The organism is Nocardia sp. NPDC059180, from assembly GCF_042754945.1.
Classification (GTDB): domain Bacteria; phylum Actinomycetota; class Actinomycetes; order Mycobacteriales; family Mycobacteriaceae; genus Nocardia.
The window spans coordinates 804417-828506 of sequence record NZ_JBHZBU010000003.1 but is presented as its reverse complement, the minus strand read 5'-3'; the positions used below and the strand labels follow the sequence as shown (position 1 = coordinate 828506).

Here is a 24090-nt window from a genome sequence, read left to right as displayed (position 1 = left end):
ATCGGTTCAGGAGGCGACCATGACCACTCAGCACATCGAGACACTCATCATCGGGGCCGGGCAGGCCGGGTTGTCGACCGGAAGCGCGCTGCGACGACGACAGCGGCCGTTTCTGATCGTCGACCGCAACGAACGCATCGGCGACAACTGGCGGCGGCACTACGATTCGCTGCGCCTGTATTCGCCCGCGAAGTACGACGGGCTACCCGGCCTGCCGTTCCCGTCGGCCGATCCGTGGAGCTACCCGGGTAAGGACGACGTGGCCGACTACCTGGAGCGGTACGCGCTGCACTGGGATCTGCCGGTACGCATGCGAACCGGCGTCGATCAGTTGACCGCTCGTCCCGGCGGAGGATTCGTGGCACGGCTCGGTACGGACACGATCACCTGCGACAACGTCGTCGTCGCGACCGGCACCTTCGGCCGCGCGCCCTCCATCCCCGACTTTGCCGCCGACCTGGATCCGGCGATCACCCAACTACATTCGAGCCAGTACCGCAGGCCGGACCAGTTGGCGCCCGGCCCCGTGCTGGTGGTCGGCGCCTCCCATTCAGGTACCGATATCGCCTACGAGGTGGCCCGCACCCACCGAACCATCCTCTGCGGCCGCGATTGCGGACAGATCCCGGTGCGGTGGGACCGAAGCACGATCAAGCTCGCGTTGCCGGTGCTGGTGTTCATGTGGCGGCATGTGCTCACCCGCCGCACTCCGATCGGCCGGAAAGTGATGCGTGAGATTCGCTTCCATGGTGGGCCCATGTTGCGGGTGAAGCGGGCCGATCTCGACGAGCGTGGCGTCCGCCGAAACACCGCGCGGATGCGGGGAGTGCACGACGGGCATCCGGAACTGGACGACGGGACCGTGCTCGACGTGCGGAACGTCGTGTGGGCGACCGGGTTCCGTCAGGTGTTCGATTGGATCGACCTGCCCGTCATCGGCGACGACGGCTGGCCGAAGGAGTACCGCGGCGTGGTCGACGACGCGCCAGGTTTGTTCTTCTGCGGGCTGAGCTTCCAATACGCGTTCTCTTCCATGGTGTTCCCCGGCGTAGGCCGGGACGCGGAGTATGTGGCGCGGCGGATCGCGGCGCGGGCGAAGGAGCAAGCCACGGTGAGTGCGGCCGCTTGACGCCGCCGGTCGGGCGACGGCCTTGTTCGACCGGGGTGGATCAGGTTGCCGTCGGTATCGACGCCGGAGCGTGCCGAGGCAACCTGAGCGGTGACAGGCGCGACGCGTCGCCAACGAGTCGATCCCGCGACCGAACAGTCAGGCCCACGGCTCGACTGGACCGCCCTCCGCGACGCCGACCTGCGCGTATCGTCCTATAGCGGGTGATGCGCAATGAGCGTGGTCGAGAGTTTGCGGCGGGCTCGCGAGGCGTACGAGCGACGGGAATGGGTGGCGGCGTTCGAGGTGCTGTCCGAATCCGACGCCGACGACCTCCGTGGCGATGATTTCGCGCGCCTGGCGATCGCCGCTTATCTGACCGGTCGCACCAACGACAGCGTCCAGGCGATGCAACGCGCATATCAGCTGCATCTGGACGACGGCAATCCGCTCGCGGCGGCACACAGCGCCTGCTCGCTGGCGAATATCTTGCTGACCACGGGTGAATCGGCGGTTGCCGGCGGCTGGGTGGGGCGGGCGCGGCGACTGCTCGACGAGGTGCCCGGCGATGTGGTCGAACGCGGTTACGTGCTGGTGTCGATGATGCTCGGGCACATCTTCGCGGGCGAATTCCCGCCCGCCTTCGAATGCGCCGATGGCGTCACCGGCTACGGCGGTAGATTCGGCGATCCCGATCTGACCGCTATGGGTTTGTCCGCACAAGGCAGGTTGGCGTTGTACACCGGGCGGGTGCGCGAGGGGCTGGCCCTGATGGATGAGGCGATGGCGTGCATTGTCGCGGGCGGCGTATCGACGATCTTCGCCGGTCATATCTATTGCACGATGATCGAGGGATGTCAGGAGGTCGCGGATTTCGCCCGCGCCGAGCAATGGACGGTGGCGTTGACATCCTGGTGTGCAGACCAATCGGGTCTGGTTCCGTTCACCGGCCAATGCGCTGTGCACCGTGGCCAGCTGATGCGGTTACACGGCGCGTATGAGGCCGCCCTGGAGGAGTTCGGACTGGCGGTGAGTCGCTATCTCGCAGCAGAGACGACGGCGGCCGCTGGTTTGGCGCTCGCCGAGCGCGGTGACGTGTTGCGTATCCGCGGCGACTTCGCTGAGGCCGACGAGGCGTACAGCCGCGCGATCGCCTACGGTTACGAGCCGCAACCGGGGCTTGCGCTGCTCTGGTCGGCCCGTGGTCGGAGCGCCGCCGCACTGAGCGCGATACGACGGCTGGTCGGCGAGGTCGCGGACCCGGTGCACCGCTCGCGGATGCTGCCCGCGGCGATCGAAGTGCTGCTCGGGGCGGGGGAGACCGACGAGGCCGCGACGCTGAGTGCCGCGCTCACCGAGATCGCCGCCGGTTTCGGCTGCGCCCCGTTACGCGCGATGGCGGCGCGGGCCGCCGGGTGCGTGGCGATCGAACGCGCCGAGTATGCCGAAGCCGTGCCGGAGCTGCGCCGCGCGGTGCGCATCTGGAGTGAGCTCGGCGCTCCTTATGAAACGGCGAGATGCCGGGTCGATATCGGCCGGGCGCTGTGGGCGCTCGGGGATGAGGATTCGGCCCGCGCGGAGTTCGACGCTGCCCGCCGCGTCTTCGCCGAGCTGGGTGCCGCACCGGCCGAGCGTGCGGTGTCGGCATTGCTGACTCCGGGTGCGCCGGGCGGTTTGTCCGCGCGGGAGCTAGAGGTGCTGCGATTGGTGGCGGCCGGGCGCAGCAATCCCGAGATCGCACATGCGCTTGTGCTCAGCGAGAAGACGGTGGCGCGGCACCTGTCCAATATCTTCGCCAAGCTCGACGTCACCTCGCGCACCGCGGCGGCCGCCTTCGCCTACGAGCACGGGCTCACCTGACGCTGACGGGCGACGATCCGCCCAGGTCCGGGCGACGTGGTCGTGGGTGCAGGCCCGTTCGCTCCCGCGGGCGCCGGATTCGGCGCCTCCGTAGTCCCGTTGGCGCAGACCCATCGCACTGTGCTGCGCCGAACGTACCTCGTTCCCATCGATAGCTCGAGTTTGTGTATGGTTGCCGAGGTCGTCGAGCAGTGGGGAGGTGGTCGGAATCCGAGCACGCCATGTAGCCGGATCGGCCGGGATCGACGCCCAGCCGAGTCCATGGCGAGACAACACAAACCTTTATGACACATAGTCTGCTCACATTGCCCACACGCTGGTCCCGAGTGGCACCGTTGTGTATTCCGGTGCTGCTCTCGATCGCTGTCGCCTTCTGGTTGTCGGACCAGATCTCCCGTGGTTTCATCGACCTCGAGGTCTACCGGATCGGGATCGAGACCCTCCGCGACGGCGGTGACATGTACGGCGATCTGCCCGAGACCTCCTTCGGGATCGGGCTGCCGTTCATCTATCCACCGTTCGCGGCGCTGGCGCTGTCTCCGTTCGCCCTGCTGCCGTGGAGTGTGGCAGTGGTCAGTTACTTCACGGTCTCGGTCGCCGCGCTCGCGCTCACCCTGTTCCTGGTGGCCCGGCGGATGTGGCCGCAGCAGCGTGGTCTGGGCTGGTGGGCGGCAGCCACCGCGCTGCCGCTGACGCTGCTGCTCGAGCCGACGGTCTCGACGCTGGACTTCGGTCAGGTGAACCTGATCCTGATGGGCCTCGTCGCGGCCGACTGCCTCACCGAGAAGACCAAATGGCCGCGCGGTGTGCTGGTGGGCATCGCCGCGGCGATCAAGCTGACGCCGGCCGCGTTCGTGCTGTATTTCCTGGTTCGCAAGGACTACAAGGCCGCCATCACCGCCGCCGCCACCGGCGCCACGGTCACCGCGCTCGCCTTCGCGGTGCTGCCGCGGGAGTCGTTCGATTACTGGTTCGGCGGCGGCAATATGTCCGGGCTGTCCGGTTCTGTCTTCCACACCAACCAGTCGATCCAGGGTGTGCTGGCTCGGTTCGGCATTTCCGGTATCGGGTTCACCGCGCTGTGGCTGGTGCTGGCCGCGGTGGCGCTGGTCGTGGTCTTCGCGATCATGCGCAAGGTGGCCGCCGTCCCCCCGCTGGCGCTGTTCGCCAACGCGCTGCTCGCCTTGCTGGTGTCGCCGATCTCGTGGTCGCATCACTGGGTGTGGGTCGCACCGGGCCTGCTGGTCATGGTCGCCTACGCCGGCAGGCTGCCACGCAACGCCGCGATCGCCTGCTACCTGTCGGTGATCGCCATCGCGTGGGTGTTCTACTACGCACCCCATGAGCAGGTCCCGCAGGGCGAGGACCGCGAACTGAGCTGGTCGATCGGCCAGCACATGATCGGCAATGCCTACGTGTGGATGGCGCTGCTGATGCTCGGCTGGATCGCGCTGGCTCGCCGGGCGCAACACCGTGCGGAACCGGAACCGGCCATCGAACCCGACGCGGTGGTGGCCGAGCGGAGCCCGACGCTGCGGTAGCGGCGCGCGACGAATCGCCGCCGCGACCCGGGACCCGAAAGCTACCGGCCCCAGAAGTCCGGGCGCGGATATCAGCCGAAATCTGGCTACGCTCATTTCGTGCCTCAGCCCACTCGGCCGGTATCGGCGATAACGGGCCGCATCGGCTTCGCCGCACACCCTCGTTCGATCACGGAGCTGGCTGGGCCGAATGAGATCCCGCGCCTGGATGCGCGCGATCGCCCCGAAGCGGAGATCGGTGCTGATGCCGAACTCGATTCCACGATCGTGCCGGAGGCACAGATTCCATCGAGCGTTGCCGATCCGCGCGCGGTGTTCGTCACCGGCGCGGCCGGGTTCCTCGGCGCCCATCTGGTGTGGCAGTTGGCGACACAGACGGATGCGGAGATCCGCTGTCTGGTCCGGGCCGCCGATGCGCCTGCGGCGCACACCCGGGTCATGGACACGATGCAGCGGTACCGACTGTGGCATCCGGATATCGCGGCGCGGGTAGTCGCCTTCGCGGGTGATCTGACCGAACCGGAATTCGGTCTCGCGGCTGCCGAGTATCGAACGCAATGCGCCGAGGTCGACGTCGTCATCCACAACGGCGCGCGGGTCAATCACGCCGAACCATATGCGCGGCTCCGAGCCGCCAACGTCACCGGAACCGAATCGATACTGCGCTTCGCTTGCACCGGGCCGAGCAAACCCGTGCACTTCGTCTCCACGACTTCGGTCGGTTCGGCGACGGTTGCCGGGCCACGGCTCACCGTGCACGAAGCTTCGCGCCCCGGTCTCGAGGTGCTCGCGGGTAATGGCTATGTACTGAGCAAATGGGTCGGTGAGGAGTTGGTGGCGCAGGCCGCTGATCGTGGCCTGCCGACGGTGATCCACCGTCCCGACCGGATCTGCGGCAGTTCACGAACCGGCGCCACCAGCCCGGACGACGCTGTCTGGCTGCTGATCAGGGCTGCGGTGCTGTTGGGTGGCGCGCCGCCGTCGAGCGGCGCCGAATTGAGTTTGGTCCCCGCCGACTACGTGGCCGCGGCGATCGTGCGCATCATGACAGCCGGCACCGAGGCCGCGGTGCATCATCTGGTCAATCGCACCTACCTGCCACTCGACACCGTATGGGAGCGACTGCGCGGCAAGGGCTTCGATGTCGACGTCACCTCCGTGACGGAGTTGGCCGCCCGGCTCGCGGTCGACGCGGGTACCGATCGTGATCTCGCGAGGGCGCTGATCCTCGGCGAGCGAGCAACCTTCACCGGGTACCGTCCGACCTGGGACGATGCGAACACCCGACATGCACTTTCCGGGTCCGGAATCGTGTGTCCGCCGATGACGGCCGAGCTCATCGATCGGCATATCGACTACTTCATCGACACCGGGTTCCTGCCGAGACCGGCCTAGCCCGGGGGCTTGCCGCAGGCGTTGTCCGGACATGGCGTCGCTCGTGGGCGGCACTGCGGGTGACCGAACGAACAAGGAATCCCGACTTCTCGGCGCGTGCGACCGAAACTCGTTGGTGGCACAACTAGGCTCGGCGCGTGGCGATCGAACTGAGGGTGGGCGGCGGTTCGCGGGATCGAACGCACCGGTCGTCGTGGGGGCGGATGATCCTCTTGGGTCTGGCCGTACTGTTACTCGGTTGCTCCGGTCCGCTGGGTGTGTCCTCGGCGCAGAATCGGGATGCGGTTCAGGAGATCGCGGCTCCGCCCACCTACGCAGGCACCGTGGACAACAGCCCCGATTGCCTGCGGGAGTATCAGACGCGCGGATTCGAGCCTGCGGATGGCCGGCGCCACCCGTTGTTCCTGTACTTCGTCGGCACCAATTTCGGCAAGAACCCCGAGACCGACCGCCTGGACAACATTCCCGCGGCGAACGCCGTCACCGAGGCAATGGCTCGCCGCGGCTTCGTCGCCCTCATGGTCGACTACGACAACACCGTGCTCGCCCTGGCCAGCGACCACGGAAACCAGACCCGCTGCCTGTTCGCGCCGCACGAACCGCGCAGCCTGCTCCGAGCCGCGTGCGCGCTCGACACCGTCGACTGCGATCTAGGTATCGCGACCTGGGGGCACAGCCAAGGCGGTACGGTCGCCCACCTCGCCCCCAACCACGACCCGCGAGTGCGCGCGGTGTGGACCACCGGCTATGGCGGCGATATGCCATCGGTTCTCCCGGTGAACCGCCTGCGGGTGCTGGCCGGCGAGAACGAGAACAACGGCAAGCCCGAGATCCTGAACAGGGCCGCCGGTTTCACCCCGCAAGAATGCCCGGACGACGGCCGCAGCCACTGCCTCCGCGCCGACGGCAGCGGCTGGATCATCGTCCGCAAGGCCGACGTAGCGACCACCGCCGACCACTGCTGGTTCTATCGACACACCTGCTGGTCCGCAGTGACCTTCCTCGAACCGAACTGGACTGATCGTGGGTCGACCAAGCCGTATGCGATCGAACCCAACGCCGATTGGGTGGCGAAGGTTGCTCGCTTGCCACTGTGAACGGGTGGGCTGATCAGTCGGCGATGCTCATACCGCCATCCTCACCGCAATCTCAGCCCGGTGCAACGACTGCCGCGTCTCGGCGCTCTAGAGACCCTTCAGCGCTCGGTCGGCGCGGTTCACCAGGACCGCGGTCGCGATGGTGCCTGCGGCGAGCACGATCATGAGAATCTTTGCGGGCCAGGGGCCTTCGATAAGCGCGCCGATCGTTCCGAGGACGACGAGTCCGGCCATGGTGGCCAGGACTCCAGTCGCCTTTGTAGTGCCGAAGATCTCCCCGCGCAGGACCCGTCTCGAGGTGGACAGTAAGCCGAGTCCGAGCAACCCTGGCAGCAGAGCGACCACGCACACGACGACCAGGTACTGACGATCCACCAGGCCCGATATGACGAGGCCGGCCGAGCAGGCCAAGAGCACGGCGGCAAGCGCGATCCCCGCACTTCCGGCGATCCGGGTGGCGCGCCGAACCACCGGATCGTTGGCATAGGGCGACGGCACACCTGGTTGCGCGGCATTGATCTGAGTCATCTGAAACCCCCCGTGAAATCCGCACGTTCATGCGGTACAGCGTCAGCACTGTAGCAGACAGCCGGCTTGTGCGGCACGGGTTGGAAGCCTGCGGCCCACTGGTTTTCGCGCCGAATAGCCGCGGACTGCATAAGTTCGGTCAGAGCTTGATTACCTGGATGGCGGGGGCCGCAGAGTGTTCGGAGATCGTTCGGGTTCACGTCCAGGTCCAGGTCGGGGCCTATGGATTCCACTGCATCCACGGAAGGCCGTTGCCGACGCTGCGTTCACCTGCGCGCAGCCCTTGCGAAAAACCACTCTCCAGGAATACGTGAGACAGCCGAGTGGCATGGTCGAGCAGACGATGGGTGCTCAGGTCCAGTGCGGCTGGAGCATTCGGCCACAGCTGGGTAACTGTCCCGGTTCCTCTGAATGGGTGTGTCAGGTCATGCAAAGGATGGTGAACTAGCTGGAATAGCACCATCCGGTCACCGCCAAGCAGATTGAACCCTGTGGTTCTGACGTGCCCCGTTCCGCCCTCGTCGTCGGCGCGGGTGGTATGCCGGAGGTAAACCGGCTCGTAGTCAGGGTCCGGTTGGCCGTTAGGGCCTGTGACGGCTACCCACAGTGTCGCATCATCCGGCAGTCGGCCCGCCTCGAGCGCATCTGCGATTTTCTTTGAGTAGTCCAGCCACGGGCTGTTGGTGTTCTTCTTGTTGACACGGCGGGATGCGAACGCGGTGTGTTCAGAGGCGGGGTGCGCGGCCAGCAGTAGCGTTTTGACCATCCAACGGGCAAGGTGATGAACCTCATCAGGCGACAGGAGCGGCGACCCCTCGTCCAACAACCGTCGCACTGGGTCCTTGGCGGGTAACTCGAAGGCGGTGTTGAGGCACCCATTTGCGGACTGGCACAGGTCGAGCATCACCCGGCCGATACGCGGATTTGTCGCGATTGCCCCGTCGCGCCGCAGCAATTCCACTCCGTTGATTTTCGTCGAGAACGGACCATCGACGGCGGCGGTCGCATCCCATCGCTTCAGGAACCAGGACGGGTACACGTGTTCCCTGGTCACATTATTGGTGCCGCCGCACAACGCGCATGATCGTCCAACCATAGGTGCTGACTCTAGATAGGCCGAGGCCGAAGGTCACCGAGATATCCAGGATGGCACCGTCTTCGGGAGCAGCGGACCATACTAGCGTCCAGCAATTCCGCCAGCGACTTCACGATGCGTTGACAGCCGTCGGTGTGGACACGGCGGCATCCATTTTGCTTTGGGGTGCGTCGCGCGCCACCAGAATCTGGTGGACGTGGTGCGACTTGTCATCTCAGGGAAATCAATGGGCTCGATGGAGACCCTGCATCGATACCGAGCATGTCCGCCGTCGATCGACGTGCGGATGCGGTGACCGTTGGTGCGATTCGACGGTGGGCGCAGACGGGTTGTTCGAACCGCCGACCGCTGGTGTGTAAAAGCGAACCGGACCGTCCGGCGGGTGCCGGCCCGTCCACTCGTGCCAAGGTCAGAGGCATTTTCAAGTCCGGCTAGTGCCGCCCTTTCCAGCCTGTATCGGCACGTCTAGGAACACTGGGGAGATGTCGAGCGTGCACTGGGCCTAGTCCGCCGAAATTGTCGGTGGTTAGCCTTATGCTCTCCCTGCATGAGGATCCCCCCGGCGGACGTACTGCCTAGTCGATCACGGTGGATGCGCAGCTGGCCTGAAAGCTTGCGTCGTTGTGTGGTGGCAAACCGAGCGATCACGAAACGCGATGAACTCGGCGCGGCGGTCGTCGTTCAGTTGATTGGATGGCAGGGCACGGTCGGCAGAGGTGAGGGCATGAGCGAACAACAGAGCTGGAAGGCAAACTGGGCTTTGGAGCGTGAAGAGCGGCTGGCGCACCTTGCCAAACTGCCGGGCAAAGAGCACCACGAACGACTCGAAGCCATGAATCGAGTTTCGCGATTGTTCTCGACCAATGGCGCAGAGTTGTCCAACCATATTGCGACTTTTGTTGGTACGGGCAGACATGTGAACGAGCTTCCCGAAGAGTTCGAGCATGAGGCTGTGCGCCGGTTCCACAACTACATCGCATCGGTTGCCACCCTGCGCGACGTTCAGCGCAGCACCCATCGCAAGGTCTGGCCGGAGAGACTGCCCGAAGATCAGCGGCGTGACCGGGCCGACAGCAGAACGATATGGGAGGTTAGCACCTACGAACCCAAGGTGACCGAGCTATTCGGAGACGACGATATCAAGTTCCTGTTCGACCTCCGAAACTTCACGGTGCATTACTCGGCGCCGATGATGTCGATTGGGACGACTTGGAGACATCACCCGCCTGCTCCGATGGAGTGGATCAATACGGTTGAGCTAAAGCGCTCGGAGCTGGACAAATTCTCAAGTTGGGGAGGCCCTGCAAAACGCTTCCTCAGGACGCAGGAGAAGGACGTTGAATTCCTTCCGCTCCTTGAAAAGTACTCGAAGAGTGCCCGTCAGTTCTATGAATGGTTCTGGAACCAGGTGAAACTGGCCGTGCAAAGTGAGGTTGAGGAATACCTGTGTAAGAGCAACGAGTTTGGGCGGTGGCTGGCCGAGGAAATGGCGAAGCCGGATTGGGACCCGCGACCAGGCGGCATGCCTATTCCGGGTTCGCTTCGCCGCAATCGGGCGCGTGCCCACCTGGACCGATGTGCCTATGGCACAACTGGATGGAGTGGTATCACGGTCGATCCACAGGGCGTCGCAGTCGTCGGCGAGTCTGACTGGCCCCCGTTGCCGCAGGTTGGCAAATACAGATTGCCTGACGATCAGAACTCCGGGCGCATGCCCTCGGGGAGCGACGCATCGAACTCAGCCTTCGGAACTATGCGCAGTTGACGCATCGTAGGAGCGGCACAGCCGGCTTCGCCAGGTTTCGGACCCCAGTCGTCTATCCACCAGAGCATTAGCCCGAAGACACTTTCGGTGGAACGGCTATCGGGCCACGTGGCAAACTCCACGCCAAATTTTCGGAGCGCAAAGACGCAGTCGTGCACGTATTGCAGCCCAGTCAGCACCTCGCGTGCATCTTGCTCTGTAATGGTGACGGCCACTCGGTTGTGGCGCGCCCAGCCGTTGCTGGTCGACATCTCGTCCGGCTCACGATATGGCACTCGAAGCAAGGTCACGGACTGGTCGGGTGTCGTCCCGTCTATGGATTTGAAGTGCAGCATATGGCCGAGGTTGTCGCGCATCTCCTTGGCGCGCTTGCACTCGTCTGTCCAGATGGTGTTGTTCGGCAACCGAAGGTTGATCTTCCTGGCAATCCGACGCATGTCCCGAGCGACATTCTCTCCATCAGGGTGGGGGAACGGCGGTTCAGTCGGAGGGTTCTCGTGCATCGCGTAGTGAAAGAACCTGACCTGCTCGATTACTGTCTCCCACGCTCCGCATACCTGCCATAGCAGGCGTTCGATGACTGGCGAGGGCACCCACAAGCGATCTGCTGCCCGCTGATTTGCCTCGATGGTCTTGCGAACCTCGTCCAGTTCGGTGGACAGGTTGCGTTCACGCGCGGCGTCATCAGCAGTGCTCACGCGGAACACGGTAGTCGTCGGAAGTCCGGCAGATCGCGTGTAGTTACAGCCTCGTACGCCGCTCCAGCGCTCGCGTGATGAGCGCGCGGGCGGCGTCGTTGTAAGCGGCCTGGTCGGCGAGCACGGCGAAGGTCTTCTCGTGCAACGCGATCTCGGACGGGCGGGTGATGGTCAGCTCGGCGCTCACGGTCTCGGTGAGCACCTGCGCGCGGTCGTAGATGACGAAGTTCGTCGCGGGCGCGCGATACTCGGCGTCCAGCGGGATCACGCCGAGACGGAGGTTGGGCCGCTCCAGCTCGCCGACGAGGTGTTCGAGCTGCGCCGCCATCACCGCGCTGTCGCCGACCGTCGGATATAGCGCGGCCTCGCCGATCAGGATGTGGAAGCGATGCCCGGCGCGCTGGAGGACGCCCTTGCGGGCCATCCGCACGGCAACGGCCTCCTCCAGGTCGTCACGGCCGCCGATCATCGAGATGCAGACGCGCAGAATCGCGCGGGCATAGCCCTCGGTCTGCAACAGGCCGGGCATGGTGTCCGGGTCGTACCAGCGGATGAGCCGGGTCTCGCCTTCGACTTTGATGGACTGGCGCTGGCGGTGCGCGTGCCCGGCGGCCACGGTGCGCTGCCACTCCAGATACATCGCGCGCAGGTTGCGCAGGCTGGCCACCAGGTCATCCAGGACGGCCATGCTGTCGCACGCCGCGCACCAGTCGGCGAGGTCGGCTTCGGACGGCGCTTGCTTCCCGCGCTCGATGCGGCTGATCTTGCTGGAATGCCAGCCGCATCGATCGGCGAGATCGACGCCGGACAGGTGGGCGGCTCGGCGCAGCTCCCGAAGGCGTGCGCCGAGCGCGGCCCGTGCGTCATCGACAGCTCTCACGGCGCGTGCGCGTACTCACTGTCGGCGTAGCGGGCGTGGTCGATTCCGTTCGGCCACAACGTCGCCCGCGCTTTCACGCACAGGCCGACGATTCCCGGATCAGTGGTGATGGACAGGCCCATGAACTCTCCCGTCTCGGCGAAGGTGGTGAAGGCCACCGTACCGTCATCGAACAGCCAGAAGTCATCGCCCGGCACGTCGGCCGCCTCGGCTAGGTGGCGGGGTAGCCACCGCACCACCTCCCCGGCCTCCACGTTGTTGGCTGTCTCGCTGAGCAGCCACCGGGTGTAGGTCGAGTGCGGGACCGTGACCACGCGCATCCGTTCGAGCGCGACGCCGCGCCCGGCCGTCTCGACCACAAGGTCATCCCACGCCTTCCACGACGCGGGCTGTTCCTCCGGCTCGAAGGATTGTCCGGCTTCCCAGCGGCGCAGCGCTTCGGCTTCATCGGCGACAGCGTAGGAGTCCTTCACCTCCAGATGGAACGCATAACGGCGGGCCGCGCGGAATAGCGGCTGGAATACCTCGTCACCAACGACGTGGAGCATCAGCACACCACCACGGCCGTCTCATGGGCGGCCAGACGGAGCTGCGCGAGAACTTCGGGCGCGGTGACCTGCTCGCCGCTGACCAGGAGCCTGCCGGGGGCGTCGGTGGCTTCGACCGGCAGCGTCATGCCCGGTTCCAGCCAGTCGAGCAGGACGTGTGGCACCAGCACGGTCCCGATCCGGTCGGTGATGTCTCCCTGTACGACCAGCTCGCCGGTATCAGCGGCGTACACCGCCGGGCAGGTGCCGCTCTTGGAGCCGGAGCCGAGCAGGCGCAGTGTGAGGTGAGAGTGCACTGTGAGGTCATCCTTTGCAATTGAGGTGAACGTACCTCGCAATGATCGCTGTCCTACTGACTGGCTCACAAGGTTGTACGCAAAGATGCGCAAAGTCGTATCGTGTCCCGTCAGTACCCGCCCAGGATTCCTCTATGCCCTGCCGTCGGGTGTTGTGTTCCCCGGCGGCAGGTGCAAGCCACCAAGAAGACGACAGGGGACACGATGCGGCCGACCGCGTTTGGATGGATCGACTTCGAGACCAGCGCCGCGCCGGAATGGGACCGGGCACAGGTGTGCAGGCTGGCACGGCGGCTCGGTTACCAGGTGGTGTGGCCGGATGCACGCTCGGTGCTGGCGGTGGTCGACCAGGCGCGCAGCGCCGGGGCCGAAGTGGTGATCCTGCCCGCCCCGGGCCACCTCGGCCCACTGGAGCTGAACCGGGTCATGGATGTTGCCGACGTGGAGACCGTGTTGCCTAGGTTGTCCTTCGCCCGATGGCATGCGGCCGGGGCGTCGCGGTGATCACGGCGCTGTGGGCCGTGGTGATCGGCCTGCCTCTGGCGGTCATCTTCGGAGCGATCTACTGGCCCGAGCGCTGACCCGGATTCTGCTCAGCTCGGCTACATTTCGATGTGGATAGCGCGATGCGGTGCTTGCGGACCTGCTGTGCATCCATGACCACCTCGGGACAGCCCAAGGCTTCCGCAAATCCGTGGCGGTGCAGTCCAGGTTCAATGGATCTGGTTGCGAGCTCAAACCTGATCACCCGCACGCGTGAAAGAATATGCTAGGCAAAATGTTTCGATCCATCTTTCGGAGCGGCTGCGTTCGGTGTGCTCGACGGAACGGGTGAGAAATGACGGTAGTCGCACAGCAGATGGTCGCGATCCTCGGCGTTGTCATTGGAGCTGGCGCTACCTACGCCGCGACGATGATCACGGAGCGCACGAAGTGGAGGCGGTCCCAGGCGGCGAGATGGGATGACAAACGGCTAGCCGCATACAACGACTATGCGCAAGTCCTGAGGGGATATTCCGATGCCGCTTTCCGGCTCGCGGCCGCGCAGGGCTACCCAACCATCAGTCAGCCACTGGATCTAGAGGTCGGGGCTCAACGCCTCGCGGACGCGCATGCCGAGCGGGCGGTCCGTTGGGAGGCCGTCATGCTGCTCGGGTCGCCTGCTGCGGTCGCGGCCGGGCGAGCGTGGTTCGAAGACCTGGTCCAGCTCGGGCACATCGCGCAAGGTCTGACGGTCAGTCATACCGAGTTCGGCGACCTAGTGGTGTCCATAGGGCTTCATCGGGACGCCTTCTACGCATGTGCCCGCGACGATCTGGGCGTCACAAGCGGCGTGCTGCCGTCGTCGGCCTTCACCCGCATGCCTCCGCGAATGATCACTGGCGGCGCATCGGATCCGTCCTGATGACGTTCTCGTGAGTTCGCCCGGCTATTTCCAGTCGTTGAAATGCTCCGGCCCGCTCAGATCTTGATGACACGGACGACAGAGCCGCAGAGTGCTCGGAGATCCTCTGGATCAGAGGTGAGAATGGTTGCCGGAGCAGGTGCGGTTAGTGCCGTGGCTGCCACGATCGCGTCCAAGGCGTACTTGTGGCCGTGCAGGCCGGCCGCGGCGAGGAGCTTGCTCGCGCGGCGGGCGATGGCTTCGTCTGGTGGCACGACGTTGACGCGGGACACGGCGTAATCGAAACGTGCCTGGTTGGTCTTCGGGTGTCGCGCTTCGACAAGGGTGACCGAACTGGTGATGACGCGGACGTCCTCGGCTTCGGCCGCCGCCAGCCACTCGGTGAGCTCGGAAGTACGAAATATGAGCTTGGACAAGCCTTCACAGTCGAGGATGAGGGTGCCGCTCACGCGACGTTTTCGGAGTCGGCAGATGTGCCGCGCAAGAGTGCGCGTTTGGCTTCGACCGCCGCGTTGTCGACCGGGCCGTGCGAGGTCTCGGCGTCTTCGATCAATTCACGCAACTGATCTCGTTCCAGTTGGCGCTGGATCAGGGCATCGACGTATCCGGACATGCCTCGTTTGCCTGTGCGGGCTTTGAGGGCTGCGATGGTGCCCTCGTGCAAGGAGACGGAGACGGGGCGGACCGGGCCTTCGCCGGGAGCCGGAACGGTCATGACCACAGTTTAACAAAACTCTTGTTAAACAAGTGGAGATCGGAGTGGGCGCAGACGGGTTCGAACCGCCGACCGCTGGTGTGTAAAACCAGAGCTCTACCGCTGAGCTATGCGCCCGGGCGCTGCCGGCGATGAAACCGGCGGCGACGGGTTATGAATCTAGCGCGGCGAGCGCTTTCTCCCAAGCCGCCTGGTCACGGGGCTCGCCGGGGGCGTTCATTTCGGCGAAACGGATGAATCCGTCCCGATCGACGACGAAGGTGCCGCGGTTGGGGAAGCCGGATTTGTCGTTGAAGACGCCGTAGGTCTGGGCGATGGCGCCGTGTGGCCAGAAATCCGACAGCAGCGGGAAGGTGTAGCCCTGCTCGGCTGCCCAGATCTTGTGGGTGGGCGGCGGGCCGACCGAGATCGCGACGATTTCCGCGTCGTCGTTCTGGAACTTCGGCAGTTCGTCGCGCACCTTGCACAGCTCGCCCTGGCAGATGCCGGTGAACGCCAGCGGGAAGAACACCACGAGCACGTTCTTCTTGCCCCGGAAGTCCGACAGGCTGACTTCCTGGTTGTTCTGATCCTTCAGCGTGAAGTCCGGCGCGAGGGTGCCTACCTCGAGTGGCATCGCTGATCCTCCATCATGTCGGGCCCGGCCGGGCGGCGCGTCGGCGCGCCCGGCCGCAACCATAGGCGAAACGCCGGTCAGCGCTGTTTGGAGGGTGCCTTCGGCTGGACCAGGCGGCTGCCCGCCCATTCACCGAGGCTGATCGCCGAGGTCTGAGTCAGGCCCGCGGTGGGCGCTGCCTCGGCGATCTCGGCGGGATCGACATGTCCGGGATGGCCCGTCTTGGGTGTGAGCACCCAGATGAAACCTTCGTCGGCGAGCGGTCCGATCGCCTCCATCAGCTCGTCGACCAGATCACCGTCGTCCTCGCGCCACCACAGCAGCACGACGTCGATGACCTCGTCGGAATCCTCGTCCAGCAGTTCCGTTCCGATGGCTTCCTCGACGTCGGCCCGAAGGTCGTCGGGGGTGTCCTCGTCCCAGCCCAGCTCCTGGACGACCAAGCCGTGGATGATGCCAAGCTTCTGAGCGAAATTCTGCGCGTCCGCCGCGGCGACCACGGTGGTGTCCTCCTCAATATGCCGACTACAGGTAGGTGCAAGCGAACATGGTTATCGGCCGCAGCGCAAGCCGATCCGATGAATTGGCCACCGGATGTCGCGTGAATTCGACACGATTCAGCGGGCCGGGCAGGCGTCGCGGACGGCATTGCGCGCGTCGTTGACCCGGCGACTGGCGTCGTTGAGCGGGCCGACTGGCGCGGTGTATGTCATACCTCTGGCGGCCTGCGCCAACGCGCGCGCGGCGTTGACGTATTCGGTGAGTTTGCCCTTCAGATCTTCGGGCAGATCGTCCTTGGCCGCGTTGACGCCCGCCTCGACCTGATTCGCCGCGTCCTCGAGCGTGGTCGCGGCGGTATCACGTTTGGCGTCGTAATCGGGCGCGTTCGAGTCGTGCGCGTCGACGAACTCGTTGTATTTGCTGACCCCGACACCGGTGACGATGGGGAACTGGTCGCAGTTGTCGGAAATGGCCTTGGCCTGCGCCGCGGCTTTGCGCGAGGAGGTCGCCGCGGCCGACGACGACGCCGCGAAGGTTTTGTAGGCCGACAGGTCGGCGGCGTTGGGCGCGGCCGTGCCGTCCACGCTGTTCGAACAGCCCGCGATGGTCGCTCCCGCGATCAGCGCCGCGGCCGCGCACACCAGCCCGACCCCGCGTGGGTCCAGCAGCTTCATCGTCCTCCCCGCTCTCGTCTCATCTCGTTGGTGGCGGTAATCGGGTAGCCCCCGAACACCGGTCCACACCGGAAACTGCCGAGTAACCCGTCGCAGAGAAACCGTACTGGATTTGTGGCTGACATGATGACCTGGGACGCATCCTCGGCAAGGATGGAGGGTGCATCCGGACTTTCGTAAACGGGCGGTCCGCCCACCAGAGTGGCCGCCCGGGGAAACAGAAGCCATCAGCTTGCCCGCCCCATGTACGAGGAGCAGATTTGACCGACCTGATCCACTCTTCCGCTCCAGCGCAACCCGCTGTACCCGATTCCACGCCGCCTGCTGCCCGCGACGCGAACGGATCGTCTGCCGGCCGCCAGTCCGGTGAACGGGTCCGGGTGATCCGCGAAGGGGTGGCCTCCTACCTGCCCGATATCGATCCGGAGGAGACCAGCGAATGGCTGGAGTCCTTCGACGACATGCTCGACCGGGAAGGCCCGGGACGTGCGCGGTATCTGATGCTGCGGCTGCTCGAGCGTGCCGGTGAGCGCCGGGTCTCGATCCCGTCGCTGACCTCGACCGACTACGTCAACACCATCCCCACCGAGAACGAGCCGTGGTTCCCCGGCGACGAAGAGGTGGAGCGCCGCTTCCGCGCCTGGATTCGCTGGAACGCGGCCATCATGGTGCATCGCGCGCAGCGCCCCGGCATCGGCGTGGGCGGCCATATCTCGACCTACGCGTCCTCGGCGGCGTTGTACGAGGTCGGGTTCAACCACTTCTTCCGCGGTAAGGACCATCCCGGCGGCGGTGATTCGATCTTCATCCAGGGTCACGCCTCGCCAGGTATCTACGCGCGCGCATTCCTGGAAGGTCGCCTGTCGACCGACCAGATGGACGGATTCCGCCAGGAGTACAGCCACGGCGGCCCGGGCAAGGGCCTGCCGTCGTACCCGCATCCGCGCCTGCTCGACAACTTCTGGGAGTTTCCGACGGTGTCGATGGGCCTGGGCCCGATGAACGCCATCTACCAGGCGCGTTTCAACCACTATCTGCACGACCGCGGTATCAAGGACACCGCCGATCAGCATGTGTGGGCGTTCCTCGGTGACGGCGAGATGGACGAACCGGAGTCGCGCGGACTCATCCAGGTCGCGGCGAACGAGGGTCTGGACAATCTGACCTTCGTCATCAACTGCAACCTGCAGCGCCTGGACGGCCCGGTGCGCGGCAACGGCAAGATCATCCAGGAGCTGGAGTCGTTCTTCCGTGGCGCGGGCTGGAACGTCATCAAGGTGATCTGGGGCCGGGAGTGGGACGCGCTGCTGGGCGCCGACCGCGACGGCGCGCTGGTCAATCTGATGAACAGCACGCCCGACGGCGACTACCAGACCTACAAGGCCAACGACGGCGCCTACGTGCGCGACCACTTCTTCGGTCGCGATCCGCGCACCAAGGCGCTGGTGTCCGATCTGTCGGACCAGGAGATCTGGAACCTCAAGCGCGGTGGCCACGACTACCGCAAGGTCTACGCCGCCTACGCCGCGGCGATGGCGCACAAGGGTCAGCCGACGGTGATCTTGGCCAAGACCATCAAGGGCTACACCCTCGGCAAGCATTTCGAGGGCCGCAACGCAACCCATCAGATGAAGAAGCTGACGTTGCAGGACCTCAAGGACTTCCGTGACCTGCAGCGGATCCCGATCAGCGATGCCGAGCTGGAGAAGGATCCGTACCTGCCCCCGTACTACCACCCCGGTGCGGAGACCCGCGAGGTCCAGTACATGCTGGATCGGCGCAAGGCGCTGGGTGGTTTCCTGCCGGAGCGGCGGACCACGGCCAAGCCGTTGCAGCTGCCCGGCGACGAGGCCTACCGCTCGGTGCGCAAGGGTTCGGGCAAGCAGAGCGTCGCCACCACCATGGCGCTGGTGCGCCTGATGAAGGAGCTGCTGCGGGACAAGGAGATCGGCAAGCGGATCGTGCCGATCATCCCCGACGAGGCCCGCACCTTCGGTATGGACTCGTGGTTCCCGTCGCTGAAGATCTACAACCGCAACGGCCAGCTCTATACCTCGGTCGACGCGGAGCTGATGCTCGCCTACAAGGAGAGCACCGTCGGGCAGATCCTGCACGAGGGCATCAACGAGGCGGGCTCCACCGCGTCGTTCACCGCGGCGGGCACCTCCTACGCCACCCACGGCGAGCCGATGATCCCGCTCTACATCTTCTATTCGATGTTCGGATTCCAGCGCACCGGTGACGGCCTGTGGGCCGCCGCCGATCAGCTGGCACGCGGGTTCGTCCTCGGCGCCACCGCGGGCCGCACCACCCTCACCGGTGAGGGCCTGCAGCACAACGACGGGCATTCGCTGCTGCTGGCCTCGACCAACCCGGCGGTGGTCACCTACGATCCGGCCTTCGCCTTCGAGATCGCCCATATCGTGCGTGACGGCCTGCGCCGGATGTACGGCGGCGGCAAGCCCGAAGCCGGTCCGTACTCGGTGCCGGGCACCGAGCCGCACACCCGTGGCGATGCCGATGTGTTCGGCGGCGAGAACGTCTTCTACTACATCACCCTGTACAACGAGCCGTACCAGCAGCCGGCCGAGCCGGAGAACGTGGACGTCGCGGGCCTGCTGAAGGGTATCTATCTGTACAAGCCGGGCGCTGCCGGCGATGTGCGGGCCCAGATCCTGGTCTCGGGTGTCACCGTTCCCGACGGCCTGCGTGCACAGGCACTGCTCGCCGAGTGGGGCGTGCAGGCCGATGTGTGGTCGGTGACGTCGTGGGGTGAGCTCCGCAAGGAGGCACTTGCCAAGGAGATCGCGGCGCTGCGTGCGCCCGGTACCGAGGCGGCCGTCCCGTACGTCACCGAGGCGCTCTCGCGCGTCGATGGCCCCTACATCGCGGCGACCGACTGGATGCGTGCGGTGCCCGATCAGGTGCGCAAGTGGGTGCCGGGGGAGTTCATCACTCTCGGCACCGATGGCTTCGGCTTCTCCGATACGCGTCCGGCCGCGCGCCGGGTGTTCAATGTCGACGCCGAATCCATCGCGGTGGCGGCGCTCGAAGGGCTGGCACGGGCGGGCAAAATCGACCCGGCCGTCCTGGCCGAAGCCGCCCAGCGCTACCGCATCGACGACGTCGACGCCGCGCCGAAGCCGGTGGCGGGCGCGGACGGAGAAACCGAATAGCGCACCATTAGAGGGTGGATCGAAAACCGCCGCGGCCCCGACGGATCTCCGACGGCTCCTCCGAGCACGAGGTGTATCTGCCGACCGGCGCGCTGTCCCCGAACCGGCAGACCCGAGACCCGCTACCGGACACGCTGCTCAAACGTGTGAAGCAGTTCTCGGGGCGACTGTCCACCGAGGCGGTGGGGTCGATGCAGGACCGGTTGCCGTTCTTCGCCGATCTGGACGCCGCACAGCGGGCCGGCGTCCAGATGCTGGTGCAGACCGCGGTGGTGAACTTCCTGGAGTGGTTGCAGGACCCCGACAGCGATATCCGGTTCAGCCTGGACGCGTTCCAGGTGATTCCGCAGGATCTGGCGCGGCGGCTGACGCTGCGCCAGACCGTGGACATGGTCCGGGTGGCCATGGAGTTCTTCGAACAGTGGCTGCCCGCACTGGCGCGCAACGACAGACAGCTGGTCGCGCTCACCGAGGCGGTGTTGCGTTACGGGCGTGAGCTCGGTTTTGCCGCCGCCTCGGTGTACGCGAGCGCCGCGGAATCGCGTGGCGCCTGGGATACCCGGCTGGAGGCGCTGGTCGTCGACGCCGTGGTGCGCGGCGATACCGGCCCGGACATGCTGTCGCGGGCCGCGACGCTGAACTGGGACGCCACCGCGCCCGCCACTGTGCTCGTCGGCACGCCGCCGGGTGATCAAGGTGTGTCGGTGGTGGGCGCGGTGCACACCATCGCCGCACGACACGGCCGGGCGGCGTTGGCGGTCGTGCAGGGATCGCGGTTGGTGATGGTGGTCAGCGGCCATCTCGACGACACCACCCAGGTGTCGTCGTTCGTGGCAGATCTGCTGACCGACGTCTTCTCCGACGGACCGGTGGTGATCGGGCCGACCACGCGAACCCTCGGCGCCGCGCATGCCAGCGCGCTGGAGGCGCTGGCCGGGATGGAGGCGGTGATCGGCTGGCGGGGCGCCCCGCGGCCGGTGCACGCGGCCGAACTGCTGCCCGAGCGAGCCCTGCTGGGTGATCGAGCTGCGGTCGAGGCGTTGAACGAGTACCTTGTCCTACCGTTGGCCGCGGCGGGATCGTCGCTGGCGGACACTCTCGATGCCTATCTGGACTGTGGTGGAGCGGTCGAGACTTGTGCCCGTCAGCTGTACGTCCATCCAAATACCGTTCGCTACCGACTCAAACGAATCGGCGAAGTCACCGGGCGTGATCCGCTCAATCCGCGTGATGCGTACGTGCTCCGGATTGCCGCCACGGTAGGTCGTTTGACACGAACTCGTAACGAATCGTCAACACCTGCCCCTGAGGCCACTTACGTCTCGACCGATGGAGATGGGTTGTAACGCCGAAGATGGCTCCGTCGATCCGGACGAACCACATGGCGTTTTGTGGAGTTCACACAAAACGGGTCGGCAAGCTTCATTCGCGTCGACATCTCCTGAGTGCCGCCTCACAGTGTTCTCTTAGAGATGTGATCGCGTTGCTCGCCCCCGGACAGGGCTCCCAGACACCCGGCATGCTCGCGCCTTGGCTCGACCTCCCCGGCGCGCATGATCGTCTCGCGCTGTGGTCGAAGGCCTCGGGTCTGGACCTGGTTCGTCTCGGTACCACCGCGACGGCCGAGGAGATCACCGACACCGCCGTCACCCAGCCGCTGGTCGTGGCCGCCGCGCTGCTCGCTTTCGCCGAAATCGACACCGATTCACTTCCGGCCGATACCATCGTCGCCGGACACTCGGTCGGCGAACTCGCCGCCGCCGCCGTCGCCGGAGTCATCTCCGCCGACGACGCGGTCACCCTGGCCGCCATCCGCGGTGCGGAGATGGCCAAGGCGTGCGCGCTCGAACCGACCGGAATGTCCGCCGTGCTCGGTGGCAACGAAGCCGCCGTGCTCGAACGGCTCGCGGAACTCGACCTCGTCCCGGCCAACCGCAACGCGGTGGGCCAGATCGTGGCCGCGGGCAGCATGGCCGCTCTCGCCGAGCTCGCCGCGAACCCGCCGGAAAAGGCCAGGGTTCGCGCGTTGCCCGTCGCGGGCGCGTTCCACACCGCGTTCATGGCTCCGGCCCAGGACGCGGTCACCGCAGCTGTGGCAAAGATCGTGCCGAACGAGCCGACCCGTACCCTGCTGTCGAACCTCGACGGCAAGCCGGTCGCTTCGGGGCAGGACGCGGTCGATAAGCTCGCCGCGCAGGTCACCCGGCCGGTCCGGTGGGATCTGTGCACCGAGACCGTCCGGCAGGCCGGCGTTTCGGCGGTGGTGGAATTGCCGCCGGCGGGCACTCTCGTCGGAATTGCGAAACGGGAACTGAAGGGCACGCCGACGCTTGCGCTGAAGACCCCCGCTGACCTCCCCACCTTGGCCGAGCTCACCAGCTCCGGCTAGCTTTCCACCCGCGATCGTGCTTCGAAGATGAAGCCCGGTCGTGACCGAGCAGGCGTAACTATCCGCCCGCTCGATCCGAAGAAAAACAGTAAAGCCCTACACAGTAACAAGAAGGGAGCCACCAAAGTGGCCGCTCTGACCCAGGAACAAATCGTCGAAGAGCTCGGCAAGATCATCGAAGAGGTGACCGGCATCGAGCCCTCCGAGGTGACTATGGAGAAGTCCTTCGTTGATGACCTGGACATCGACTCGCTGTCGATGGTCGAGATCGCGGTGCAGATGGAGGACAAGTACGGCGTCAAGATCCCCGACGAGGATCTCGCCAGCCTGAAGACGGTCGGCGACTCCGTCGCTTACGTCCAGAAGCTCGAGGCCGAGAACTCCGAGATGGCCGCCGAGCTCAAGGCCAAGTTCGACAGCGCCGAGTAAAGGGCCGTAACTGTGACCACTCCTTCCACCTTGAACGGGAACTTCCCGAACGTTGTCGTCACCAGTATGGCGGCGACCACGTCGATCGCGGGCGACGTCGATGCGACGTGGAAGGGACTCCTCAACGGCGAGAGCGGCATCGACGTTCTCGAGGATTCCTTCGTCGAGGAATACGACCTTCCGGTCCGCATCGGCGGTCATCTGAAGGTTTCGCCGGACACCCTGCTGAGCCGGGTCGAGATCCGGCGTATGGCCTACGTCGAGCGGCTCGCGACCGTGCTCGGTCGCGAGGTATGGCGCAACGCGGGCAGCCCCGAGGTCGACCCCGACCGGCTGGGTGTGGCCATCGGCACCGGACTCGGTGGCGGTGACGCACTCATCGATTCGGTGGACAAGCTGAAGAACGGCGGCTATCGCAAGATCTCGCCGCTCGCTGTTCAGATGGTCATGCCGAACGGTCCGTCGGCCGTCGTCGGTCTCGAGCTGAAGGCCAGGGCGGGAGTGGTCACTCCGGTCTCGGCGTGCTCGTCGGGATCGGAAGCCATCGCCAACGCGTGGCGGATGATCGCCATGGGCGATGCCGACATGGTCGTCACCGGCGGCGTCGAGGGCTATATCGACTCGGTGCCGATCGCGGCGTTCTCCATGATGCGTGCGATGAGCACCCGCAACGACGATCCGAAGGGTGCCTCGCGTCCCTTCGACAAGGATCGCGACGGCTTCGTCTTCGGTGAGGCCGGTGCGCTCATGGTCGTCGAGACCGAGGAGCACGCCAAGGCGCGCGGAGCCACCATCCACGCTCGCCTGCTCGGTGCGGGTATCACCTCCGACGGCTTCCACCTGGTCGCCCCCGATCCGGAGGGCACCGGCGCCGGTCGCGCGATGACCAGGGCGATGCAGACCGCGGGTCTGTCTCCCAAGGACATCACCCACATCAATGCCCACGCGACTGCCACCCCGATCGGTGACACCGCGGAGAAGAACGCGATTCACAAGGCCGGCGTCCAGCACGCTTCGGTCTACGCGCCCAAGTCAGCACTGGGTCACTCGATCGGCGCCGTCGGCGCCCTCGAGTCGGTGCTCACCGTGCTCAGCATCCGGGACGGGATCGTCCCGCCGACGCTGAACCTGGAAAACCAGGACCCGGAGATCGACCTCGACGTGGTGAGGGGCGAAGCCCGCCGCCAGGAGATCGAGTACGCGATCAACAACTCCTTCGGTTTCGGTGGGCACAATGTCGCGCTCGCCTTCGGCCGGGCCTGACCCAGACCCGACCGGCTGCTCAACGATCCCGGTGGGGGTTGGCCAACTGAATGGCTCGACCCCCGCCGGGCTCTCGACATCCGCAGCTGCTACCGCGGCGCCCATCATTG

General features: G+C 65.7%; 24 protein-coding genes and 1 tRNA gene. 13 read left to right on the top strand and 12 right to left on the bottom strand.

The genetic code is table 11. The features are described 5' to 3' along the window. Positions 1 to 19 precede the first annotated feature (19 nt). The 5 genes from ACFXNW_RS14230 (at position 20) to ACFXNW_RS14210 (ending at position 7001) form a co-directional block, all read left to right on the top strand. Positions 20 to 1129 carry a flavin-containing monooxygenase gene (locus tag ACFXNW_RS14230; RefSeq protein ID WP_379418046.1) on the top strand — a complete coding sequence of 370 codons (1110 nt, stop codon included), beginning with the start codon at positions 20 to 22 and terminating at the stop codon, positions 1127 to 1129. A gap of 213 nt (positions 1130 to 1342) precedes the next feature. After that, positions 1343 to 2968, top strand: coding sequence for a LuxR C-terminal-related transcriptional regulator (locus ACFXNW_RS14225; protein WP_379418045.1), 1626 nt, complete (start codon positions 1343 to 1345; stop codon positions 2966 to 2968). Between the two features lie 305 nt (positions 2969 to 3273). Beyond that, the gene (locus ACFXNW_RS14220; protein ID WP_379418044.1) at positions 3274 to 4509 is read left to right on the top strand and encodes a glycosyltransferase 87 family protein; all 1236 of its coding nucleotides are present in this window, start codon (positions 3274 to 3276) and stop codon (positions 4507 to 4509) included. 99 nt (positions 4510 to 4608) lie between these two features. Beyond that, complete coding sequence (locus ACFXNW_RS14215; protein WP_379418043.1) at positions 4609 to 5904, top strand: thioester reductase domain-containing protein; 1296 nt, start codon at positions 4609 to 4611, stop codon at positions 5902 to 5904. A 137-nt stretch (positions 5905 to 6041) separates the two neighbouring features. Then, positions 6042 to 7001: a hypothetical protein gene (locus ACFXNW_RS14210; protein ID WP_379418042.1), complete on the top strand. Its 960-nt coding sequence runs from the start codon at positions 6042 to 6044 to the stop codon at positions 6999 to 7001. Between the two features lie 87 nt (positions 7002 to 7088). Here the strand turns inward: ACFXNW_RS14210 and ACFXNW_RS14205 are convergent, their stop codons facing one another. Next, a complete protein-coding gene (locus ACFXNW_RS14205; RefSeq protein ID WP_379418041.1) occupies positions 7089 to 7529 on the bottom strand; it encodes a hypothetical protein in 441 nt (146 codons plus the stop codon). Between the two features lie 220 nt (positions 7530 to 7749). Then, positions 7750 to 8625: a hypothetical protein gene (locus tag ACFXNW_RS14200; RefSeq protein ID WP_379418040.1), complete on the bottom strand. Its 876-nt coding sequence runs from the start codon at positions 8623 to 8625 to the stop codon at positions 7750 to 7752. 625 nt (positions 8626 to 9250) lie between these two features. Here ACFXNW_RS14200 and ACFXNW_RS14195 point away from each other — a divergent pair. Then, positions 9251 to 10390 carry a hypothetical protein gene (locus tag ACFXNW_RS14195; protein ID WP_379418039.1) on the top strand — a complete coding sequence of 380 codons (1140 nt, stop codon included), beginning with the start codon at positions 9251 to 9253 and terminating at the stop codon, positions 10388 to 10390. On the opposite strand, the gene ACFXNW_RS14190 is transcribed toward ACFXNW_RS14195, so the two are convergent. Genes ACFXNW_RS14190 through ACFXNW_RS14175 form a run of 4 tightly spaced genes read right to left on the bottom strand, consistent with a single transcriptional unit; the run spans position 10321 to position 12812 of the window. Beyond that, positions 10321 to 11088, bottom strand: a complete 768-nt coding sequence (locus ACFXNW_RS14190; protein WP_379418038.1) for a hypothetical protein — start codon at positions 11086 to 11088, stop codon at positions 10321 to 10323. The genes ACFXNW_RS14195 and ACFXNW_RS14190 overlap by 70 nt on opposite strands. A gap of 43 nt (positions 11089 to 11131) precedes the next feature. Continuing rightward, the gene (locus tag ACFXNW_RS14185; RefSeq protein WP_379418037.1) at positions 11132 to 11968 is read right to left on the bottom strand and encodes a helix-turn-helix domain-containing protein; all 837 of its coding nucleotides are present in this window, start codon (positions 11966 to 11968) and stop codon (positions 11132 to 11134) included. Further along, a complete protein-coding gene (locus tag ACFXNW_RS14180) occupies positions 11965 to 12516 on the bottom strand; it encodes a DUF6879 family protein (protein WP_379418036.1) in 552 nt (183 codons plus the stop codon). Before ACFXNW_RS14180 ends, ACFXNW_RS14185 begins: the two co-directional genes overlap by 4 nt. Then, positions 12516 to 12812, bottom strand: coding sequence for a hypothetical protein (locus tag ACFXNW_RS14175; protein WP_379418035.1), 297 nt, complete (start codon positions 12810 to 12812; stop codon positions 12516 to 12518). The genes ACFXNW_RS14180 and ACFXNW_RS14175 overlap by 1 nt, the downstream gene beginning before the upstream one ends. Before the next feature lie 204 nt (positions 12813 to 13016). Between ACFXNW_RS14175 and ACFXNW_RS14170 the strand changes: the two genes are divergently transcribed. Then, positions 13017 to 13316, top strand: coding sequence for a hypothetical protein (locus tag ACFXNW_RS14170; protein ID WP_379418034.1), 300 nt, complete (start codon positions 13017 to 13019; stop codon positions 13314 to 13316). A gap of 334 nt (positions 13317 to 13650) precedes the next feature. Then, positions 13651 to 14217: a hypothetical protein gene (locus tag ACFXNW_RS14165; RefSeq protein WP_379418033.1), complete on the top strand. Its 567-nt coding sequence runs from the start codon at positions 13651 to 13653 to the stop codon at positions 14215 to 14217. Between the two features lie 56 nt (positions 14218 to 14273). On the opposite strand, the gene ACFXNW_RS14160 is transcribed toward ACFXNW_RS14165, so the two are convergent. From ACFXNW_RS14160 to ACFXNW_RS14135, 6 genes are all read right to left on the bottom strand, one after another. Continuing rightward, the gene (locus tag ACFXNW_RS14160; protein ID WP_379418032.1) at positions 14274 to 14666 is read right to left on the bottom strand and encodes a PIN domain-containing protein; all 393 of its coding nucleotides are present in this window, start codon (positions 14664 to 14666) and stop codon (positions 14274 to 14276) included. Continuing rightward, entirely contained in the window at positions 14663 to 14932 is a 270-nt protein-coding gene (locus ACFXNW_RS14155; protein WP_379418031.1) for a hypothetical protein, read from the bottom strand. Before ACFXNW_RS14155 ends, ACFXNW_RS14160 begins: the two co-directional genes overlap by 4 nt. 45 nt (positions 14933 to 14977) lie before the next feature. Further along, positions 14978 to 15049, bottom strand: a tRNA-Val gene (locus ACFXNW_RS14150). A gap of 34 nt (positions 15050 to 15083) precedes the next feature. Then, positions 15084 to 15548, bottom strand: a complete 465-nt coding sequence (locus ACFXNW_RS14145) for a peroxiredoxin (RefSeq protein ID WP_379418030.1) — start codon at positions 15546 to 15548, stop codon at positions 15084 to 15086. A 77-nt stretch (positions 15549 to 15625) separates the two neighbouring features. Then, positions 15626 to 16048, bottom strand: a complete 423-nt coding sequence (locus ACFXNW_RS14140; protein WP_379418029.1) for a DUF3052 domain-containing protein — start codon at positions 16046 to 16048, stop codon at positions 15626 to 15628. A gap of 117 nt (positions 16049 to 16165) precedes the next feature. Beyond that, positions 16166 to 16723, bottom strand: a complete 558-nt coding sequence (locus ACFXNW_RS14135; RefSeq protein ID WP_379418028.1) for a hypothetical protein — start codon at positions 16721 to 16723, stop codon at positions 16166 to 16168. 380 nt (positions 16724 to 17103) lie between these two features. Between ACFXNW_RS14135 and aceE the strand changes: the two genes are divergently transcribed. The 5 genes from aceE (at position 17104) to ACFXNW_RS14110 (ending at position 23980) form a co-directional block, all read left to right on the top strand. Next, entirely contained in the window at positions 17104 to 19899 is a 2796-nt protein-coding gene (gene aceE / locus ACFXNW_RS14130) for a pyruvate dehydrogenase (acetyl-transferring), homodimeric type (RefSeq protein ID WP_379418158.1), read from the top strand. A 44-nt stretch (positions 19900 to 19943) separates the two neighbouring features. Beyond that, positions 19944 to 21245, top strand: a complete 1302-nt coding sequence (locus ACFXNW_RS14125; RefSeq protein WP_379418157.1) for a PucR family transcriptional regulator — start codon at positions 19944 to 19946, stop codon at positions 21243 to 21245. A 128-nt stretch (positions 21246 to 21373) separates the two neighbouring features. Continuing rightward, complete coding sequence (locus ACFXNW_RS14120) at positions 21374 to 22288, top strand: ACP S-malonyltransferase (RefSeq protein ID WP_379418027.1); 915 nt, start codon at positions 21374 to 21376, stop codon at positions 22286 to 22288. 126 nt (positions 22289 to 22414) lie between these two features. After that, positions 22415 to 22717, top strand: coding sequence for a meromycolate extension acyl carrier protein AcpM (gene acpM / locus ACFXNW_RS14115; protein ID WP_379418026.1), 303 nt, complete (start codon positions 22415 to 22417; stop codon positions 22715 to 22717). 12 nt (positions 22718 to 22729) lie between these two features. Then, positions 22730 to 23980 carry a KasA/KasB family beta-ketoacyl-ACP synthase gene (locus tag ACFXNW_RS14110; protein ID WP_379418025.1) on the top strand — a complete coding sequence of 417 codons (1251 nt, stop codon included), beginning with the start codon at positions 22730 to 22732 and terminating at the stop codon, positions 23978 to 23980. Positions 23981 to 24090 lie beyond the last annotated feature (110 nt).

Bases quoted from the DNA above. Each gene is read 5' to 3' on its own strand.
- ACFXNW_RS14200 (WP_379418040.1), bottom strand. From the start codon at position 8,625: ATGGTTGGACGATCATGCGCGTTGTGCGGCGGCACCAATAATGTGACC.
- ACFXNW_RS14135 (WP_379418028.1), bottom strand. From the start codon at position 16,723: ATGAAGCTGCTGGACCCACGCGGGGTCGGGCTGGTGTGCGCGGCCGCG.
- ACFXNW_RS14145 (WP_379418030.1), bottom strand. From the start codon at position 15,548: ATGCCACTCGAGGTAGGCACCCTCGCGCCGGACTTCACGCTGAAGGAT.
- ACFXNW_RS14225 (WP_379418045.1), top strand. From the start codon at position 1,343: ATGAGCGTGGTCGAGAGTTTGCGGCGGGCTCGCGAGGCGTACGAGCGA.
- ACFXNW_RS14205 (WP_379418041.1), bottom strand. From the start codon at position 7,529: ATGACTCAGATCAATGCCGCGCAACCAGGTGTGCCGTCGCCCTATGCC.
- ACFXNW_RS14165 (WP_379418033.1), top strand. From the start codon at position 13,651: ATGACGGTAGTCGCACAGCAGATGGTCGCGATCCTCGGCGTTGTCATT.
- ACFXNW_RS14170 (WP_379418034.1), top strand. From the start codon at position 13,017: ATGCGGCCGACCGCGTTTGGATGGATCGACTTCGAGACCAGCGCCGCG.
- ACFXNW_RS14155 (WP_379418031.1), bottom strand. From the start codon at position 14,932: ATGACCGTTCCGGCTCCCGGCGAAGGCCCGGTCCGCCCCGTCTCCGTC.
- ACFXNW_RS14180 (WP_379418036.1), bottom strand. From the start codon at position 12,516: ATGCTCCACGTCGTTGGTGACGAGGTATTCCAGCCGCTATTCCGCGCG.
- ACFXNW_RS14230 (WP_379418046.1), top strand. From the start codon at position 20: ATGACCACTCAGCACATCGAGACACTCATCATCGGGGCCGGGCAGGCC.